Source organism: Nocardioides sp. (assembly GCF_030655615.1).
Lineage (GTDB): Bacteria > Actinomycetota > Actinomycetes > Propionibacteriales > Nocardioidaceae > Nocardioides.
In genome coordinates this window covers 1-17811 of sequence record NZ_JAURVJ010000066.1, presented here as the reverse complement: position 1 = coordinate 17811, position 17811 = coordinate 1, and the positions used below count along the sequence as shown (strand labels likewise).

The window sequence follows — 17811 nt, the reverse complement described above, 5'->3', positions numbered from 1 at the left end:
CGCGACCGGCAGCGACCACCGGCGCTGCGCCAGGAGCGCCACCGACCACACCACGGTCCAGGGCGTGACGACGAGCGGCGCCACCGCCCCGGGGTGCCGCGCCGCGAGGGGCGCGGCCGAGGTGCCGTAGAACGCCTTGCGCCCCAGCCAGGCGCCGAGCCGCGTGCGGTGGTCGTGGCGCACCGTCGCCGCGGGCTCGTAGCGGACCCCGTGGCCGTCCGCGAGGAGCCGCCACACGAGGTCGACGTCCTCCCCGGCCCGCAGGTCCTCGTCGAAGCCGCCACCGAGAGCCTCGACGCGGGCCACCAGGCACGCGCTCGGCAGGTAGGACACGGCGCTGTGGACGCGCACCGCCGCCGGGTGCGGGCCGAGGTCGAGTGACGAACGGTCCTTCTCGTAGCGCTCCACCCACGACTCCCGAACGCCCCCGGGCCGGTGGGACCGGCCGAGGACGCGCGGCGCGACGAGCGCGACCGCCGGGTCGTCGAGGTGGCGACGCAGCACGCCGAGCCACCCTGCGTCGGGGCGGACGTCGGAGTCGACGAAGGCGACGTACGCCGTGCGCACGGCCCGCAGACCGGTGTTGCGGGCAGCGGCCGGACCGAGGTTGCGCGGGTGCCGCACGCAGCGCGCGCCGTGCTCGGCGGCGACCGCCCCGACCAGGGCCGGGTCGTCCGAGCCGTCGTCGACCACGACCACCGGCAGCCCCTCCGGGAGCGAGGCGAGGAGGCCTGCGACGGCGCCCGCCCGCCCCCGTGTCGGTACGACGACCGTGACGTCGGTGACGTCGGCGTCGGCGGGTGCCGGGGTGGGCCACCACGGGTCGGCCAGGCCACGGTCGAGAAGCAGCCGGGCGACCTGCGCCGCGACCGCCCCGTCCTCGTCGTCCGCGACGGTGAGCGGTGCCCGGGCCACGACCGCGGCCGCCACCGCCGAGAGCCGGACGACCCGACCGCCCGCGCCGACGAGGGACCGCCCGTCGTCGCAGGCGTGGGTCCGGGTCGAGAGCGCGAAGCCGAAGCCCGCCGGCAGCGCCGTCAACGGGTCGTCACCGGATCGTCACCGGGGCGTCCACGCGGTCCGGCCGCCGCAGCCGCCCGTGGGCGCCGACGTCGATGTCGCTGAGCTCGGCGACGAGACGGTCGACGAGGTCGCCGATCAGGCGACGGCCGAGCTCGCGGCTCGCGGTCGTCGGGTCGCCGAGCACGCCGTTGGGCGAAACGGCCCGCACGCCCTCGCTGCGCAGCCTCGGCACCAGGTCGGCGACGGGGTCGGTGCAGCCGGGCTCGAGCCGGTCGACGAGCACGGTCTCGGGCGCCACCACCAGCATCAGCGACGTCTCGGCGCGGCCGGCGTGGGCGTCGTCGCCGGGGACCCGGCAGGCCGTCCAGGCGACGCCGCGCCCCTCCGCCCTGAGCTGGGACACGACGTCGACGATCGTCGCCACGTTGCCGCCGTGGCCGTTGACGAACACGACGCCCTGCGCCCACCGGCAGGCCGAGCGCGCCAGCTCGACCAGCAGGAGGTGCAGGGCGTCGTGGCCGACGGAGAGGGTCCCCGGAAAGCCCTCGTGCTCGCCGCTGGCGCCGCAGGGAACCACCGGTGCGACGAGGAACCGCTGTCCCCCGCCGGCCAGCCTCGCCGCCGCGCGCTGGGCCGCGTGGGCCGCGACCAGGGCGTCGGTCGCGAGGCAGAGCGCCGGGCCGTGCTGCTCGAGCGAGCCCACCGGCACCAGCAGCACCGGCGCCGGCCGGCCGTCGTCGGCGGTGACCTCGGGCCATCGCATCCGGCCCAGCGTCTGCTCCGCGGTCACGGCCATCAGAGGTCCTCCGGTGTCGCGTGGGCGGGTCACCCCCACGGTAGGGAGCCGCGGCGCCGCCCACACCCCTCGCCGTGACGACCGCACCTGCCGGATCGGACAGGTCCGTCCCTCCCCCCGCGATCCGTTTACGGATCCCCACCTGTTGCCGGCGTCACATCGTTCCTAGCGTCCGAGGGGTCACGTTCCTCACGCCCAACGGAGGTATCCCCGATGCAAGTAGACGAGCTGCTGAAGCCGTTCCCGATCAAGGAGTTCCACCCGTTCCCACGGGCGCTCATGGGGCCCGGCGCCCACGAGATGATCGGGCCCGAGGCCCTCAAGATGGGCTTCCGCAAGACCCTCGTGATGACGTCGGGCCTCCGCGGCACCGACATCGTCCACAAGATCGTCGAGTCGATGAAGTACCACGGTCTCGAGGTCGTGGTCTACGACAAGGTCGAGTCCAACCCCAAGGACTACAACGTCATGGACTCGGTGAAGCTCTACCAGGAGAACGAGTGCGACTCGTTCGTCTCCATCGGTGGCGGCTCCTCCCACGACGCCTGCAAGGGCGCGCGGGTCTCGGTGGCGCACGACGGGCGCAACGTCAACGAGTTCGAGGGCTTCAACATGTCCGAGAACCCCAAGAACCCGCCGCACATCGCGGTCTCGACCACGGCGGGCACCGGCTCGGAGACCTCGTGGGCCTACGTCATCACCGACACCACGACCGACCCCGACAACCCGCACAAGTACGTCGCCTTCGACGACGCGTCCGTGACCAGCCTCGCGATCGACGACCCGGTGCTCTACTTCGACTGCCCGGTCGACTACACCGCCCAGTGCGGCTTCGACGTGCTGGCGCACGCCTCGGAGCCCTACGTGTCGCGGCTCAACTTCGAGCCGTCGCTCGGCAACGCGATCCGCGCCATCAAGCTGACGTCGGAGAACCTGCGCGAGGCGGTCTGGAACGGCCAGGACCTCAAGGGCCGCGAGGGCATGATGTACGCCCAGTACATCGCCGCCCAGGCGTTCAACTCCGGCGGCCTCGGGATCATCCACTCGATCTCCCACGCGGTGTCGGCGTTCTACGACACCCACCACGGCCTCAACAACGCCATCGCGCTGCCGCGCGTGTGGGCCTTCAACATGCCGGCCCGCTACAAGGCCTTCGCCGAGATCGCCGTGGCCATGGGCGTCGACGTCGGCGGCATGACGACGGTGCAGGCGGCCGACGCCGCGCTCGCCGCGTCGATCCGCCTCCTGCGCGACGTCGGCATCACCGAGCGGTTCGTCGACGTCACCAAGGACACCTACTCCAAGAACCGCCTGGGCGAGGGCCCGACGCAGTTCTACAAGGACGCTCCGGTGATCACCGGCGACGACGACGACGTCGACCGGATCACCAACCACGTCCTCGGCGACGCCTGCACCCCCGGCAACGCCAAGGAGTGCACGTTCGAGACCGTCCGCCCGGTGGTGGACCACTGCCTCAACGGCGACCTGGACGACCTCCTCCAGTAGGCGCTCGTCCCTGCAGGCCCTCCCCTCCCAGCCCGGCAGGCCCGACCGCGTCCCGGTCGGGCCTGCCGGCACCACCGCACCCGTCCCTGCCCGAGCACACCCCGAGCACAGCCCTATCCCTGGAGCGTTGCGTGACCGAGCCCGAAGCAGCCGCCGAGACCACCGTCGATCCCGCTGCGACCCGCCACGAGTTCGAGGACATCGACGACGCGCGGTCCCGCTTCCGCGACGCGGGCTACCTCACCGACGACCGGCTCGCGACCACGGTCTTCCTGCTCTCGCGACTCGACAAACCCGTCCTCCTCGAGGGGCCGGCGGGCGTGGGCAAGACGCAGCTCGCGACCAGCCTCGCCGCCGTCACCGGCCGCCGGCTCATCCGGCTGCAGTGCTACGAGGGCCAGGACGAGACCAAGGCGCTCTACGAGTGGGACTACGGCAAGCAGATGCTCTACACGCAGATCCTGCGCGAGAAGATCGGCCAGGTCATCGAGGACGCCGCCACCCTCACCGAGGCCGTCGACCGGATCTCCCAGCAGGACAGCGTCTTCTTCTCCGAGCGCTTCCTCGCCGCCCGGCCGCTGCTCGAGGCGATCACCTCGCCGGAGCCGGTCGTGCTCCTCATCGACGAGGTCGACCGGGCCGACGAGGCCCTCGAGGCCGTGCTGCTCGAGCTGCTCTCCGAGTTCCAGATCTCCATCCCCGAGATCGGCACCGTCAAGGCCACGACGCTGCCCTACGTCGTCCTCACCTCCAACAACACCCGCGACCTGTCCGCCGCGCTCAAGCGCCGCTGCCTGCACCTGTTCCTCGACTACCCCGAGGCCGAGCGCGAGCTCGAGATCATCCGGTCCAAGGACACCGGCCTGGCGGAGGCCCTCGCCGTACGCCTCGTCGAGATCGTCCGCGGGCTGCGCGAGCTCGACCTGCGCAAGTCGCCGAGCATCTCCGAGACCATCGACTGGGCGCGCACGCTGGCCGTCCTCGGCGTCAAGGAGCTGACCGCCGACGTCCTGTCGCAGACGCTCAACGTCGTCGTGAAGTACGAGCGCGACCTCGACCGCGCGATGAAGGCGATCCCGTCGATGGTCGACCCCAACGCCGACGTGCCCGACAGCCTCGACCACGGTCACGGGCACGGCCACGGCCACGGCCACGGGCCCGGCAGCGACCACAGCCACGACTCCGGCTCCGGCCACGACGACGAGCCCGACGGCAGGGCGATCCGGGCGGCCAAGGACCAGCCCGGACGTCACGGCGGTCCGCCGCCCAAGCCCGTGCCCGCCGGTCAGGGCGAGCGCTCCTTCGCCTCCCGCTCGGCGCGCAAGCGCCCGGTCTGAGCTCTCATGGAGGGCGCGGTCCACCGCTTCATCCGTCTCCTGCGGCTGCAGGGCGTCCGCGTCAGCACGGCCGAGGCCGTCGACGCGATGCACGCCGTCGCCCAGCCGAGCGTGCTCGAGGACCGTGACGTCCTGCGGGCCGCGCTCGCCGTCAGCCTGGTCAAGGACCGGCGCGACCTCGCGACGTTCGAGCGCGTCTTCGACCGGTTCTTCGGCCTGCGCGCCGTGATCGACGACGCCGACGTCGGGCACGGCCACGGTCACGACGACCTCACCGACGACGGGCTGCTGGAGCAGTTCACGCTGTCGGAGGAGCCGGGCGACACCCCCGAGGACGGGCACTCGCACGGCAAGCCCGACGACATCAAGGAGTTCTTCAAGCCCGAGGACATGGCGCAGCAGTACAACCTCCACCAGGAGGCCAACAAGATCGACATCGCCGCCCTCACCGACGAGATCGTGCTGAGCAACGACACCGAGACCAGCGCCGGCGAGGCCGCGCGGGTACAGCTGTCGACGCAGCGGATGCACAACCCCGGCAACCCCGGCGACCTCGTCCGCCGTCCCGGCATGGAGATCGACAGTGAGCTCACCGTCGCCGAGGAGCTGATGCTGCTCAGCTGGCTCGAGGAGGCGATGCCCGAGGACGGCACCGACGACCCGACGAGCGCCGACGGACTGGCCGCGTTGCGCGAGGCGCTGGCACCGTTCCTGGCCAGCCTCCCCGAGCGGCTCAAGCACCACCTCGAGCGGCTGATGGAGATGGAGCACGAGCTCGAGACCCGCGAGATCGAGGCGGCCCAGGCCGAGACGATCGACGAGCGCGAACGGGCCGACCTCGAGGAGTCGTTGCGGCGCCTGCTGCGCAGCCTGCGCGGCGCGCCGCGACCCCGTCGCAAGGCGTCGACCCGGGGCGTGGTCGACGGCGCCCGCACGATGCGCGCCAACATGAAGTACGACGGCGTCCCCTTCCGGCCCGTCACCGTCAGCAAGGTCGAGGACCGGCCGCGCCTGCTCGTGCTCTGCGACGTCTCGCTGTCGGTGCGCTCGACCGCGCGGTTCACCCTGCACCTGGTGCACAGCCTGCAGTCGGTGGCCTCGTCGGTGCGCACGTTCGCCTTCGTCAAGGACCTCGTCGAGATCACTGATCTCTTCTCGGAGCACCGCATCGAGGACGCCCTGTCGCTCGTCATGGCCGGCCTCCCCGCCGGCGGCGTGCTCGACGTCGACGCCGACTCCGACTTCGGCTCCGCGTTCGAGACGTTCCTCGAGCAGTTCGGCTCGGCCGTCACCCGGCGTACGACGCTCGTCGTGCTCGGCGACGCGCGCAACAACGGCAAGGACCCGGGACTCAAGGCGTTCGAGGAGCTGAGCCGGCGGGCCCGGTCGACGATCTGGCTGACGCCCGAGCCGCGCTTCTCGTGGGGTCTCGGCGGCTGCGACCTGCCGGCGTACGCCGAGTACTGCGAACGCGTGCAGGTCGTGCGCAACCTGCGCGGCCTCGACCACGTCTCGACGGCGCTGAGCCCGACATGACCACGACCGCGTGGGAGGCGATCGACCCCTTCGGCCCGTGCCAGGCCGGGGTCTACCGCGACGCCCACGTGGAGGTCCGGGCCCACCTCGGGTCGCTGCCCCGACGCGGTCTGCACACCGTGCGCACCGAGCACTTCGACGTGACCCCGTTCGAGTCGCGGCTCCAGGTCGTGCACCGGGTGCCGCGAGAGCAGATCGACGACGACGTCTCCGGGCTGCTCGCCACCGAGCTCTTCCAGCCCGGCTGGCTGCGGGGGCCTGAGCTCTTCGAGCGGCTGTTCACCGGCGTCGTGCTCAGCTCCGACCCCGACCCGCTCGAGGCGTGGACCCGCTTCTACCGCAACACCACCGCCCGGATCGAGGCGTCGCTGGACGGCTCGGGGTCGGGCTCCTCGCACGGGACGGTCGCCGACTACGCCCCCGTCTACGGGATCGCCGAGCGCTCGTTGGCCCCCGGGACGGTGCTCGAGCTCGGCTGCTGCTTCGGCTTCCTGTCGCTGCGCCTGGCCGCCGCCGGGCGACCGGTGCTGGCCACCGACGTCTCCCCCGGCACGATCGGGCTGCTGGCAGCCGTCGCCCCCCGCCTGGGCGTCGAGGTCGCGACCCACGTCACCGACGCCGCCCGCCTCCCCTGGGCGGCCGGCACCGCCGACAACGTGCTCGCCGTGCACCTGCTCGAGCACCTCGACGCCGACCACGGCGCGCGCGTGCTCGCCGAGGCCGTCCGGGTCGCGCGGCGACGCGTCGTCGTCGCCGTACCCCTCGAGGACGAGGCCGACGAGACCTGGGGCCACGTCCGCACCGTCTCCCTCGCCGACCTCGACGCCTGGGGCGCCGCCACCGGCCTCCCCTACGACGTCCGCGACGACCACGGCGGCTGGCTGATCGTCCACACCTCTCGCTGACCCGTCAGCAGTTGCTGACGGGTCAGCGTGACTTCCGTCGACCCGTCAGCAGTTGCTGACGGGTCAGCGAGCTGGCCGGGTAGGACGACGGGTGCGTGCACGCGACGGACAGGTCCGGCGTACCTGTCCGAAGCGTGCACGCACCGCCCCGCGAAGACCGTCCGGACAGGGTGGGGACCCCACCTCTCAGCGGGTTCCCCGGCGCCCCGCGGTGCCTAGCGTCGCAGTCACGACGCCGTCGCGGACGCCGTCGTCGCCACCCGACCGGAGGACACCATGACCGATCTCGCCAGCCCCCCGAACCACCTCGCCGAGACTGCCGTCCCGGCGACGCCGGCTGCCGCCCCGGCACCGCCCGCCGCGGTCGCCCCACCCGCCAACGGGTGGGGCGACCCGTTCCCGCTCGGCCTCGCCAGCTTCGGCATCTCGGCACTCGTGCTGTCGAGCGTGATGTCGGGGCTGATCGACCCGCTCGCCACGCCGGCGGTGCTCTCGCTGGCCCTGGCGCTGGGCTTCACGACGGAGCTCGTCGCCGGGATCATACACTTCCAGCGCGGCGAGACGTTCCCGGGGCTGGTGTTCACGGCCTACAGCGGGTTCTGGCTCAGCTATGCGCTGCTGGTGCAGTTCTACGGCCCGATGGTGACCGCGGACGCCGCCGCCATCACCGGGATGTTCCTGCTGGCGTGGGCGATCTTCTCGTCCTACATGCTGCTGGCGGCGATCCGCACCAACCTGACGACGATCGTCATCTTCACGCTGCTCAACGGGGTCTTCTACCTCGCGGCGTTCGGGGCGTTCCTGGAGAGCGCCGGCCTCGGCCACGCGGCCGGCTTCGTCCTGATCGCCGACGCCGCGGTCGCGCTCTACGCCTCGGCCGCGATCATCGTCAACACGACCTGGGAGCGCACGGTCCTGCCGGTGCCGTGACGTCGAGTCCGCAGGTCGGCTGCGGTGGTTCGACGCCCTCGTACGACTGGCCGTCTCAGATGACGCCGAGCTTCGACGCCTCGTAGACGGCCTCGGCCCGTCGCGAGACGTCGAGCTTGCGGAGGATGTTGCCGACGTGGAACTTGGCCGTGGTCTCGGAGACGTAGAGGCGGGCGCCGATCTCGCGGTTGGAGAGGCCGCGGGCCAGGAGCTCGAGGACCTCGCCCTCGCGCGGCGTCAGCTTCTTCTCCTCGCCGACGGGCGGGGTGTTGAGGCCGCGCACCATGGCGGCCGCGGAGCGGGCGTCGAAGGCGCTCTCGCCGCGGGCGACGTCGCGGATCGCGCGGATGAGGCCCGAGGTGTCGACGTCCTTGACGACGTAGCCCCGGGCCCCGGCCCGCACCGCCCGCAGCACGAGCTGGTCGTCGAGGAAGGTCGTGAGGACGAGGATGCCGAGGCCGCTGAACCGCTCGGACAGCTCGGCGCACAGGTCGAGGCCCTCGGTGTCGGACGACGTCGAGAGCTTGAGGTCGAGCAGCACGATCTGCGGGCACACCCGGCCGATGACGGCGAGCGCCTCGGCCGCCGTCGAGGCCTCGGCGACGACCCGCAGGTCGGACTCGCGCTCGAGGATCGAGCGCAGGCCCTGCCGGACGATGGCGTGGTCGTCGACGAGCATGATGTCGACGGTCGCCGACGCGGTCCCGCCGGCCGGGTCGGTCGACGTGCTCCTCGGCACCGTCGTGGGTGGGGTCAGCGTGGCCATGGTTCCTCCTCCTGCGGCCCGGCTCCCACCAGGCCGACGATGAACCCCGGGCGGTCGTCCGCCAGGGGCAGGGGCAGCCGCATCTCCACACGGACACCACCGAGACGCGCGCGCCGGAAGGCGACGGTCCCGCCGAGCTCGACGATCCGGCTCTCGATGTTGACCAGGCCGCGGTGGCGACCGTCGACCGACGGCCCGCGCTCGAGCCGCAGCCGTCGCGCCAGCACCGTCGGGTCGCCCACGCCGTCGTCGGCGACGCTGACGTAGAGCTGGTCCTCGCGGTAGCGCAGCCGTACGACGGCCCGGGTGGCCTCGGCGTGGGTGGCGACGTTGAAGAGCGCCTCCCCCACGGCCCGCGCGATCTCGTGGTCGGCGTCGGCCGGCAGGGGGTGGGCGTCGCCCTCCACCCGCAGCGAGACCGCGAGCTGGGGGCGGTGGTGCTGGGCGACCTCGTGGAGCAGCTCGGGCAGGCTCCAGACGGTGTCGCGGTGCGGCTGGTGCAGGGCATAGATCGCCCGACGCAGCTGGTCGACCGCCTCGGCGGACAGGCCCTTGGCGGCGGTCAGCCGCTCAAGGATCCGGGTGCCCGGCGCGCCGAGGTCCTCGGCCTCCCCGCGGGCGATCTCGACGGCCATCCCGGCGGACAGGACGTACTGCGTGACGCTGTCGTGCAGCTCGCGCGCGATCCGGTGCCGCTCGTGGTCGAGCAGCTCGCGCTGGTGGGCGACGAGCAGCCGCTCCTCGGCCCGGCGCAGCTCGCGGGTGCGGACCTCGAGGTCGCGGGCCCGCACCGTCGCCTCGTCGTAGAGCTGCTGGGCGCGGCGGTGCAGGGTGAGCCCGGCCTGGTACTGCTCGCTGGTGTGCAGCGAGACCGCGGCCTCGTTGGCCAGGATCCGCAGCACCGAGAGGTCGCCGGGCTCGGGCTGGTCACGCAGGCCGTGGCGGCCGGCGAGGCTCCCGATCCGCTCGCCCTCCAGGGTCATCGGCACCCGCACCCAGCCGTCGTCACGCACGGCACGCGTCTCGTGCCCGGCCCGGATGGCGCCGAGCTCACGGCGTACGAACGCCGGCAGCAGCGCGTCGTCGTCGACCACCGCGCCGTGCTCGTCGACGGCGAGGAAGCGCGGCCGGGCCCCGGTGAGGTGGCCGTCGGAGAGCGCGAGGATCGTCCACGACGCGGTGAGGTGCTCGGCGGCCGCGCGGGTGACCTCCTCGAGCAGGCCGCGCGGCCCCTCGACCGTGCGTACCAGCGCGCGCGAGATGGAGTCCATCGCCCGTACCGCCCGCTGCATGCGCTCGTCGGAGCGCACGTAGGCGCGGTAGTAGGACCCCTTGCCCGACCGGACGCCGGTCAGGGTCGCGAGGTCGAGCTCGTGCGGCGGGCCCTCCGCCTGACCGGACGCCGTCACGTCGCCGCTACAGCGCGTCTCGGAAGAGCCGCACCACGTCGTCCTCGGTGGCCGCCCGCGGGTTCGTGGCCAGGCAGGCATCGTCGAGCGTCGTGTGGGCGAGCCGCGGGATGTCGGCCTCGGTGACGCCGAGCTCGCGCAGACCCCGCGGTACGCCGACGTCGTCGGCCAGCCGGCGGACGTGGTCGGCCAGCATCTCGGCGGCGACGTCGCCCGGCACCCCGTCGACGGCCAGGCCCGCGGCCCGGGCGAGGTCGACGAACCGGCCGGGTGTGGCGCGGGCGTTGTAGCGGATCACGTGCGGCAGCAGCACCCCGTTGACCACGCCGTGCGGCGCGTCGAGGAGGCCGCCGACCTGGTGGCTCATCGCGTGGGTGGCGCCGAGGATCGCGTTGGAGAACGCGAGCCCGGCCTGCAGGCTGGCCTGAGCCATCTTGCGGCGGGCGGGCTCGTCGTGGGGCGAGGTCATCGTGGTGCGCAGGTGGGCGCAGACCAGCGCGACCGCGTCGAGGGCGTGGGTGTCGGCCAGCGGGTTGTGGGCCAGCGAGACGAAGGCCTCGATGCCGTGGGTGAGCGCGTCGAGGCCGGTCGCCGCGTTGAGGCTCTCGGGCATCGTCACGAGCAGCCGCGGGTCCGTGAGGGAGAGGTCGGGCACGAGCGCGCGTCCCATGATCGTGATCTTCACCGAGCGCTCGGTGTCGGTGACGATGCAGAACTGGCTGACGTCGGCCCCGGTGCCCGACGTGGTCGGGATGATCAGCAGCGGCGGGATCGGCCGGGTGACCTGGTCGACGCCGGCGTAGTCGAGGATGTCGCCGCCGTTGCCCGACAGCACCGCAACGCCCTTGGCCGCGTCAGCCACGGACCCGCCGCCGAGGCCGACGATGACGTCGCAGTCCCACTCGAGGTAGTGGGCGTGGGCGGCGCGGATCTCGTGGTCGCGCGGGTTGGGCGTGACCCGCGACCAGACGACCGGCTGGAGCCCGGCGGCACACAGGTGGTCGAGCAGCTGCTCGACCCAGCCGGCCTCGATGATGCCGGGGTCGGTGACCACGAGCGGCCGCCGCGCACCGAGGCGTACGGCGGCGAACCCGGCCTCCGCCAGCGAGCCGGAGCCGAACACGACCTCGGGGGCGTGGAACTTCACCAGCGCGCCGACCTCGGTGGGTGCGGTGCGGGTGGCACGGCTCGCACGTGTGGCCACGGCGGAGCCGGCAGGAGCGGCGCCGGCCCGCGGGCCGATCGGGGCCATGATCGTCATGCAGCCTCCCAGGATGTGTGACGGCAGCCACAGTGCCTCGTGGAACGTTGCAGCGAGGTTGGCCGGGTGCCGCCGACCGGGTCCGGGGCCACGACGGTCGTCACAGGACGTCGCCAGGCTAGGTCGGGTCGGCCGCGGGCGGACCTGCCCGTTCGGGCAGGTGCGTCACTCCCCGACCGGGCTGGGCCGCTCCTGGTGGATGCGCCCGCTCGTGCTCGCGAGCCGCTCGCCGCTGCCGCCCCAGCGGCCGGCGATGAACTCGGCGGCGATGCTGATCGCGGTCTCCTCGGGGGTGCGGGCACCGAGGTCGAGGCCGATCGGGCTCGAGAGCCGCTCGAGCTCGTGGTCGCCCAGGCCGGCCTCGCGCAGCCGCGCCATCCGGTCGTCGTGGGTGCGCCGCGAGCCCATCGCGCCGACGTACGCCACCTCGGGCAGGCGCAGGGCCTCCTCGAGCAGCGGCACGTCGAACTTGGGGTCGTGGGTGAGCACCGTGATCACGGTGCGCCGGTCGATCGAGCCGGCGGCCTGCTCGGCCCGGAGGTAGCGGTGCGGCCAGTCGACGACCACCCGGTCGGCGTCGGGGAAGCGGCTGGCCGTGGCGAAGACCGGGCGCGCGTCGCAGACGGTCACGTCGTAGCCCAGGAACGAGCCGACCCGGGCGACCGCGGCCGCGAAGTCGATCGCGCCGAACACCAGCAGCCGCGGCTTGGGCGCGAACGCCCACACGAACACCCGCATCCCCTCGCCGCGCCGCTCGCCGTCGGGGCCGTAGGTCAGCGTCGCGTTGGTCCCGCTCGCCAGCAGCCCCAGCGCGTCGTCGGTGACGGCGTCGGTGGCCCGGTCCGACCACAGCCGCGACAGTCCCTGACGTAATTCAAGGTTCTGGACCCCGGGATCTTGATCTACGTCAGGGACTACCGCGCCGGGGGCGTCGGGACGGATGACGAGGCGGGTGCCGAGGCGGGCCGGGTCGGGGTGCTCGATGACGGTGGCGAGGGCGACGGGGCGGCCGGCCTCGATGTCGGCGGCGATCTCGCCGAGCTCGGGGAAGGTCTCCCGGGAGACCTGCTCGACCCAGACGTCGAGGATGCCGCCGCAGGTCAGGCCGACGGCGAAGGCGTCGTCGTCGCTGACGCCGTAGCGCTCGAGCACGGGCTCGCCCGAGCCGACCACCGACTGCGCGAGCTCGTAGACGGCGCCCTCGACGCAGCCGCCGGAGACCGAGCCGACCGCGGTCTCGTCCGGGCCGACCAGCATGGAGGCGCCGGGCGGTCGCGGGGCGGACTGGAAGGTCGCGACGACGGTGCCGACGCCGATCGTCTCGCCGGACTCCCACCAGGCCATCAGCTCACCGAGGACGTCACGCACGGGCCACCACCTCCACGAGCTCGGCGTAGGTGGCGAGGGTGTGCCCGGCCACCAGGTCGTCAACGTGTGGCAGGACGGCCAGGATTCCCTGCTGGACCGGCTCGTAGCCGGCCTTGCCTCGGTGCGGGTTGACCCACACCACGCGGTGCGCGACCGCACGGAGGCGGCGTACCTGCTCGCCCAGCTGGGTGCAGTCGCCGCGCTCCCAGCCGTCGCTGAAGACGACGACGACGGCGCCGCGCGCCATCCCGCGCCGCCCCCAGCGGTCGGTGAAGACCTTGAGCGTCTCGCCGAGGCGGGTGCCGCCCGACCAGTCGGGTACGGCGGACCCGGCGGCCACCAGGGCGCGCTCGGCGTCACGGCTGCGCAGCGCGCGGGTCAGGTGGGTGAGGCGGGTGCCGACGGTGAAGGTCTCGACCCGGCCGCCCCGCGTCGTGAGGGCCTGGGTCATGGTGTGGGCGAGGCGCAGCAGGGCGTCGGCGTAGCCGCTCATCGAGCCGGACACGTCGACCAGCAGGACCACGCGACGCGGCCGCAGGCGCCGGTGGCGCCACTCGATCCGGGCCGGCTCGCCGTGTCGCCGCATGCTCGCGCGCAGGGTGCGGGCGGCGTCGACCCGGCCGCGGCGCCACGGCTCCTGGCGGACCGTCCGGCGCAGCGGCGGTCGCGGGCGCAGGGTCGCGAACATGGCTGCGAGGTGGTGCTTCTCGGCGGCCGTCATGGTGGCGAGGTCGCGGTGGCGCAGCACCTCGACGTCGCTGGCCAGGGCGCGCACGACGTCGTCGTCGGCGCCCTCGTCACCCTCGCCGGCGCCCTCGTCGAGCGACATCTGGGAGGTCACCGGGCGCGACGGCGGCGCCGGCCGCTCGCGCGGCAGCCCGTCGCGGGCGTCGAAGAACGCGGCGAAGACCTGGTCGTAGCGCACCAGGTCGTCGGGCGTCGAGCAGAGCGTGGCCCGACCGGCGGCGTAGGTCAGCTGCTGGCCGGCCGGGCCGTCGAGCCCGACCAGCGCGGTCGCCTCGAGGAAGCCGGCGGAGCGGTCGTGGGTCACCGGTACGCCGGCGGCGCGCAGCGCGCGGGTGAAGGCGAGCAGGACCTCGTCGATCTCGTGCGCGGTCGCCACGTCTCAGGCCCGGAGCATGTTGTCGAGGGCGTGCTTCACGCGGTCGGCGTCCTCGCGGTACTTCACCAGCGCACCCAGCGTGCGCGACGACGACTCGAGGTCGAGGTCGGTGGTGCCGAGGTAGTGCAGCGCACGGGCCCAGTCGAGGGTCTCGGCGACGCCGGGGGGCTTCTCGAGCTCGGTGCCGGTGCGCAGCCGCTGGACGACGCCGACGACCTGCGCGGCCAGCGACGCCGAGACCTCGGGCGCGCGGGAGCGGACGATCGCGACCTCTCGTTCGAGGCCGGGGTGGTCGATCCAGTGGTAGAGGCAGCGCCGCTTGAGCGCGTCGTGGAGCTCGCGGGTGCGGTTGGACGTGAGCACCACGACCGGCGGCGTAGCCGCCTTGATCGTGCCGAGCTCGGGGATGCTGACCTGGTAGGTCGACAGCACCTCGAGCAGGAACGCCTCGAACTCGTCGTCTGCGCGGTCGATCTCGTCGACCAGCAGCACCGCCGGGCTCTGCTGCAGCGCCGTCAGCACCGGCCGGGCGAGCAGGAACCGCTCGTCGTAGAGGCTCTTCTCGGCCTCCTCGAGGTTGGCGCCGGTGGCACCGCCGGTCGCCTCCAGCGCCCGCAGGTGCAGGACCTGCCGCGGGAAGTCCCAGTCGTAGAGCGCCTGCGTCGCGTCGATGCCCTCGTAGCACTGCAGCCGCACCAGGGGTACGTCGAGCGCTGCGGCCAGCGCCTCGGCCAGCGCGGTCTTGCCGGTACCGGGCTCGCCCTCGAGCAGCAGCGGCCTCTGCATGGCCAGGCCGAGGAACGCGACGGTCGCCAGGTCGTCGTCGCAGAGGTAGCCGGTGGCACCCAGCCGCGCGACCGCGTCAGCGGGACTGTCGAACCGTGTGGACGCCGTCACACCCCGAGGTTACGAGGGGGGCTGTTGGCCGCCGGTTGGCGCGTCCACATCGCGACCTGTCGCGAGGTCGCCGCACTCGACCGCGACGCAGCCGTGCTCGCGCAGGTAGTCCTTGGCGCCCGCGTCGCCCTCGACCGTCGCGGCGGCGGGGAACCAGTGGTCGCGCCCCATCAGCACCGGGTGACCGGGCCGACCGTCGTAGGTCGCCCGCGCGAGGCTGGTGGGGCCGTCGGCGGCGGCGAGCACCCGGCGGCAGGCGTCGGCCCCGACGTCGGGCAGGTCGACCAGCGTCACCAGGGCGACCTCGCCGTCGTCGTGCTGGAGCGCGGCGAGGCCGGTCGACAGCGAGGCCGCCATCCCGGTCGCCCAGTCGTCGGCCACGACGACCCGGACGTCGTCGGGCACGAGCGCCCGTGCCTCGTCGGCCGACGCCCCGAGGACCACGAGCAGGTGGTCGCAGCCGGCGTCGCGGAGGACGTCGAGGCTGCGCTGGAGCCAGGAGGTGCCGTCGTCGTCGTGCACGAGGGCCTTGGGCCGGCCCATGCGCGAGCCGGCCCCGGCGGCGAGGAGGAGACCTGCGGTCATCGGGCCATCATGACGGGAAGGCCTCGGCGTAGACGGCGGCGAGGGCGTCGGAGTACTCCGCGCTGAAGCCGCACAGCGTGACCTGCCCGTCGGTGGCGGACACCAGGTAGCGGCTGCCCTCCTCGAACGAGACCGCCGACAGCAGCGCCTCCATGTCGGGCCCGGGGGCCTGGACGACGACCACGTCGGTCTCGTCGCCGGCGTAGAACTTGGTGGGCACCAGGGTGACGGTGCCGCCGCTGATCGACTCGACGGTGCCGTCGAAGGCCGTGGTCTGGGCGGCGACCACCTGGGGCGACGACAACGGGTCCATGCACTTGGCGCTGGTGCCGCCGGTGGCGCTGAGCTCGGTCACCGTGCGGTCGGCCCCGGTGGCGGTGCTCTGCTGGCTGGTCGGGTCGCCGCCGGCCGTCGGGGGCACGTCGTCGTCGTTGTCCGTCGTGGTCGCGAACAGGACGCCACCACCGATCACCAGGACGGCCGCAGCGGCGACGATCCAGGTCAGCCGGCTGCGGTTGCGGGTGCCGTCGGTGCGGGACTCGTCGGTGAGCTGATCGGTCATGGTGTCCTCCAGGAGTCGGGCCACCCGGGTCGGGTCGGCCGTCGGGAGCGAGGCCGCCGGGTCGGCCGACTGCAGCAGTGCCCTCAGCTCGTCGTGCTGGTCCGGCTGGTCTTGCTGGTCGTCGGTCATGGCTTCCTCCCCTCCGTCGTCTCCTCATGTCCGGCACCGACGCCGTTCTTTCGCAGCTCCTCGCGCAGCTTCTCCCGCGCCCGGTGCAGCCGGATGCTGGCGGCGTTGGCGGTGATGTCGAGGACGACCGCGATCTCGGCCGGTGCCAGCTGCTCCCACGCCCACAGGCGCAGCAGCTCGGCGTCCTTGGCCGGCAGAGCGTCGAGAGCGTCGGTGACCGCCTGGACGTCGGGCCCGTCCTCCCCCGGCCCCGGCGCGCTGGGCGGCGGCGGGTCGACCGCCGCGATCCGTCCGGCGACCCGCTGCTGGCGTCGGGCGCCGCGCTCGGCGTTGGCCAGGCAGTTGCGGGCGACGCCGTAGACCCACGGCAGCGGCTCGTCGGGGACCTCGTCGACGCGGCGCCAGCAGACGAGCAGCGTGTCGGCCAGGACGTCGTCGGCGGTCGCGTGGTCCGTACGTCGGGCCAGGAAGCGCCGCACCGGCTCCACCACCTGGGCCGCGACGTCCTCGAAGCGCTCGCGACGGGCCGGGGAGGTCACGCCTCCACCGTTTCACAGGTCGGTCGCCCCTTCCTCCCTCCCCCGCGGTGGTCGGTCGGCGCCGTTGCCGGGCCGTCGTACGGGGGTGCGTTTGGGGGCGGGCCCAGCGTGAGAGGCTGCCGTCACCGGCCTGTCTTCCTGGAGGTGACCCGTGGCCCGTTTCCCCTCCGTGGGCGAGGACTTCGGTCCCTACCGCATCGTGCGCCAGCTCGGGCGCGGCGGCATGGGGGTCGTGTTCGCGGCCGAGCACCGCGGCCTCGGGCGGACCGTGGCCCTCAAGGTGCTGTCCCCCGAGCTCGCCGGCCAGGCCGACTACCGCGCCCGGTTCTCCCGCGAGGCGACGGTGCTGGCGCGGCTCGACTCGCCCCACGTCGTCCAGGTGCTCGACCACGGCGAGCACGAGGGCTGCCTCTTCATCGCGACCCAGTACGTCGCCGGCGGCGACCTCGCGCAGGCCCTGCGCCAGCACGGCCCGGTGCCGGTGGCCCAGGCGGCGCAGGTCGCCGAGCAGCTCGCGTGGGCGCTCGGCGACTCCCACGCCGCCGGCGTGGTGCACCGCGACGTCAAGCCCAGCAACGTGCTGCTGCGCGAGATCAGCGCGGAGATGTTCGTCTACCTCTGCGACTTCGGCATCGCCCAGGACCGCAGCCCCGGGCTGACCGCGCCGGGTGCGGTCGCCGGCACCTTCGCCTACCTGGCCCCCGAGCGGCTGCGGGGCGAGCCGGCCACGGCGTCGGCCGACCTCTACGCCCTCGGCTGCGTGCTGTTCACCTCGCTGATCGGCTCGGCCCCCTACGCGGGCAGCGACGTCGAGATCGGCATGCACCACCTCAACGCCCCCGTGCCGCAGCTCGCCGAGTCGTCACCGGTCGCGGCCGGGGTCAACGCGGTGCTGCGACGCTCGATGGCCAAGGACCCCGGGTCCCGCTACCCCGACGCCCGGGCGATGCGGCAGGACCTGCGCGACCTGGCCGCCCTCGCCTCGAGCACGCCGCACCCGCCGCTGGTGCCGCAGACCCCGCTCAGCCAGTCGAGCAGCACGCCGCCGCCCCCGCACACGTCCCCGCGTCCGTTCGCCCCGCCGGCTGCGTTCGCCGCGACGCCCACGCCGACTCCCGCGCCGAGCTCGGGCGGGCCCG

General features: G+C 73.6%; 17 protein-coding genes. 6 read left to right on the top strand and 11 right to left on the bottom strand.

All coding sequences use genetic code 11. From position 1 onward, the window contains the following. A partial coding sequence (mftF, locus tag Q7T52_RS05545) for a mycofactocin biosynthesis glycosyltransferase MftF (protein WP_304800197.1) occupies window positions 1–1041 on the bottom strand: 1041 nt, incomplete at its 3' end. A 7-nt stretch (window positions 1042–1048) separates the two neighbouring features. Then, window positions 1049–1819, bottom strand: coding sequence for a mycofactocin biosynthesis peptidyl-dipeptidase MftE (mftE, locus tag Q7T52_RS05540; protein ID WP_304800195.1), 771 nt, complete (start codon window positions 1817–1819; stop codon window positions 1049–1051). 213 nt (window positions 1820–2032) lie between these two features. Here mftE and mdo point away from each other — a divergent pair, with 213 nt between their 5' ends. From mdo to Q7T52_RS05515, 5 genes are all read left to right on the top strand, one after another. Next, the gene (gene mdo, locus Q7T52_RS05535; RefSeq protein ID WP_304800193.1) at window positions 2033–3325 is read left to right on the top strand and encodes an NDMA-dependent methanol dehydrogenase; all 1293 of its coding nucleotides are present in this window, start codon (window positions 2033–2035) and stop codon (window positions 3323–3325) included. A 131-nt stretch (window positions 3326–3456) separates the two neighbouring features. Next, the gene (locus Q7T52_RS05530) at window positions 3457–4662 is read left to right on the top strand and encodes an AAA family ATPase (RefSeq protein ID WP_370692298.1); all 1206 of its coding nucleotides are present in this window, start codon (window positions 3457–3459) and stop codon (window positions 4660–4662) included. Between the two features lie 6 nt (window positions 4663–4668). Next, window positions 4669–6198, top strand: a complete 1530-nt coding sequence (locus Q7T52_RS05525; RefSeq protein WP_304800191.1) for a VWA domain-containing protein — start codon at window positions 4669–4671, stop codon at window positions 6196–6198. Next, window positions 6195–7103, top strand: a complete 909-nt coding sequence (gene mftM / locus Q7T52_RS05520) for a mycofactocin oligosaccharide methyltransferase MftM (RefSeq protein WP_304800189.1) — start codon at window positions 6195–6197, stop codon at window positions 7101–7103. The genes Q7T52_RS05525 and mftM overlap by 4 nt, the downstream gene beginning before the upstream one ends. 276 nt (window positions 7104–7379) lie before the next feature. Beyond that, entirely contained in the window at window positions 7380–8033 is a 654-nt protein-coding gene (locus tag Q7T52_RS05515) for an acetate uptake transporter (RefSeq protein ID WP_304800187.1), read from the top strand. Between the two features lie 55 nt (window positions 8034–8088). On the opposite strand, the gene Q7T52_RS05510 is transcribed toward Q7T52_RS05515, so the two are convergent. The 9 genes from Q7T52_RS05510 to Q7T52_RS05470 all read right to left on the bottom strand — a co-directional run bounded on the left by Q7T52_RS05510 (window position 8089) and on the right by Q7T52_RS05470 (window position 16672). Further along, window positions 8089–8799, bottom strand: a complete 711-nt coding sequence (locus tag Q7T52_RS05510) for a response regulator transcription factor (RefSeq protein WP_304800186.1) — start codon at window positions 8797–8799, stop codon at window positions 8089–8091. Next, on the bottom strand, window positions 8787–10208 hold the full coding sequence (locus Q7T52_RS05505) for a sensor histidine kinase (protein WP_304800184.1): 1422 nt from the start codon (window positions 10206–10208) through the stop codon (window positions 8787–8789). Before Q7T52_RS05505 ends, Q7T52_RS05510 begins: the two co-directional genes overlap by 13 nt. A 7-nt stretch (window positions 10209–10215) precedes the next feature. Continuing rightward, window positions 10216–11469, bottom strand: a complete 1254-nt coding sequence (locus Q7T52_RS05500; RefSeq protein WP_304800182.1) for an iron-containing alcohol dehydrogenase — start codon at window positions 11467–11469, stop codon at window positions 10216–10218. Window positions 11470–11634: 165 nt separating this feature from the next. Further along, on the bottom strand, window positions 11635–12837 hold the full coding sequence (locus Q7T52_RS05495; RefSeq protein WP_304800180.1) for an XdhC/CoxI family protein: 1203 nt from the start codon (window positions 12835–12837) through the stop codon (window positions 11635–11637). Beyond that, window positions 12830–13960: a VWA domain-containing protein gene (locus tag Q7T52_RS05490; protein WP_304800178.1), complete on the bottom strand. Its 1131-nt coding sequence runs from the start codon at window positions 13958–13960 to the stop codon at window positions 12830–12832. The genes Q7T52_RS05495 and Q7T52_RS05490 overlap by 8 nt, the downstream gene beginning before the upstream one ends. A 3-nt stretch (window positions 13961–13963) precedes the next feature. Then, a complete protein-coding gene (locus Q7T52_RS05485) occupies window positions 13964–14857 on the bottom strand; it encodes a MoxR family ATPase (RefSeq protein ID WP_304800176.1) in 894 nt (297 codons plus the stop codon). Window positions 14858–14866: 9 nt separating this feature from the next. After that, window positions 14867–15442 carry a nucleotidyltransferase family protein gene (locus Q7T52_RS05480; protein ID WP_304800174.1) on the bottom strand — a complete coding sequence of 192 codons (576 nt, stop codon included), beginning with the start codon at window positions 15440–15442 and terminating at the stop codon, window positions 14867–14869. 7 nt (window positions 15443–15449) lie between these two features. Continuing rightward, a complete protein-coding gene (locus tag Q7T52_RS05475; protein WP_304800172.1) occupies window positions 15450–16133 on the bottom strand; it encodes a hypothetical protein in 684 nt (227 codons plus the stop codon). Continuing rightward, complete coding sequence (locus Q7T52_RS05470; protein ID WP_304800170.1) at window positions 16130–16672, bottom strand: RNA polymerase sigma factor; 543 nt, start codon at window positions 16670–16672, stop codon at window positions 16130–16132. The genes Q7T52_RS05475 and Q7T52_RS05470 overlap by 4 nt, the downstream gene beginning before the upstream one ends. Before the next feature lie 151 nt (window positions 16673–16823). Here Q7T52_RS05470 and Q7T52_RS05465 point away from each other — a divergent pair. After that, window positions 16824–17811: serine/threonine-protein kinase (locus tag Q7T52_RS05465; protein ID WP_304800168.1), on the top strand; the 988-nt coding region annotated here is incomplete at its 3' end.

What these genes read in the sequence shown, in the direction of transcription:
- Q7T52_RS05480 (WP_304800174.1), bottom strand. Translation starts at nt 15,442, where the DNA reads ATGACCGCAGGTCTCCTCCTCGCCGCCGGGGCCGGCTCGCGCATGGGC.
- Q7T52_RS05475 (WP_304800172.1), bottom strand. Translation starts at nt 16,133, where the DNA reads ATGACCGACGACCAGCAAGACCAGCCGGACCAGCACGACGAGCTGAGG.
- Q7T52_RS05510 (WP_304800186.1), bottom strand. Translation starts at nt 8,799, where the DNA reads ATGGCCACGCTGACCCCACCCACGACGGTGCCGAGGAGCACGTCGACC.
- Q7T52_RS05515 (WP_304800187.1), top strand. Translation starts at nt 7,380, where the DNA reads ATGACCGATCTCGCCAGCCCCCCGAACCACCTCGCCGAGACTGCCGTC.
- Q7T52_RS05525 (WP_304800191.1), top strand. Translation starts at nt 4,669, where the DNA reads ATGGAGGGCGCGGTCCACCGCTTCATCCGTCTCCTGCGGCTGCAGGGC.
- mftM (WP_304800189.1), top strand. Translation starts at nt 6,195, where the DNA reads ATGACCACGACCGCGTGGGAGGCGATCGACCCCTTCGGCCCGTGCCAG.
- mftE (WP_304800195.1), bottom strand. Translation starts at nt 1,819, where the DNA reads ATGGCCGTGACCGCGGAGCAGACGCTGGGCCGGATGCGATGGCCCGAG.
- Q7T52_RS05500 (WP_304800182.1), bottom strand. Translation starts at nt 11,469, where the DNA reads ATGACGATCATGGCCCCGATCGGCCCGCGGGCCGGCGCCGCTCCTGCC.
- mdo (WP_304800193.1), top strand. Translation starts at nt 2,033, where the DNA reads ATGCAAGTAGACGAGCTGCTGAAGCCGTTCCCGATCAAGGAGTTCCAC.